General features: G+C 47.4%; 1 protein-coding gene. It reads right to left on the reverse strand.

The features are described 5' to 3' along the window. A partial coding sequence (locus GVL03_RS22425; protein WP_235038259.1) for a hypothetical protein occupies positions 1-555 on the reverse strand: 555 nt, incomplete at both ends.

Below are 555 nucleotides of genomic sequence, written 5' to 3' on the forward strand. Positions count from 1 at the left end.
GGCCATTGATTGTCAGAAACTTCTATGCCCAATCTCGAGAAGCGTTTTTCGCGAGAGGTAAATGCAATTAAGAGCGTGTTGCGAACTTCCTCGTACGAAGGCGCGCGCAAAGAGATGTACGCTGAGACGATAAATCTACTCCACCGGTCACTTAGGAAGTAAATGGTTGGTTTGCCTACCACTACAGGATTTTTTTCGCTGGAGACTAGGTAGAGTCGCCCTCCGGTGGAGTCGATCTCATATATTTCACCTGGACCTGCCGAAACTAGCGAGTTGGTGTTGGCCGGGTCACGACGAAGCCTGCGCTCATTTCGTGCCAAGTCTTCCGTAAGCTGCAACTCGCCATTTATGTAGTAGCAAAACTGGCGATAGGTTACTGGCTCTGATATCTGTTTGTTTATGTACTGGCGATAAGTATCAGGGTGGCTCTTCTGGAAAAAAGTGCTTAAGTAGGTTTCGTGCGCAATGGTCTTATTTGTTGGCCCCTTTCTGAGCAATTGCTTATAGCATCTGAGCATGTCGTCGACATCATCCGGAGTGACAACAAAATTGTTA

The organism is Microbacterium sp. 18062 (assembly GCF_902706225.1).
Taxonomy (GTDB): domain Bacteria; phylum Actinomycetota; class Actinomycetes; order Actinomycetales; family Microbacteriaceae; genus Microbacterium.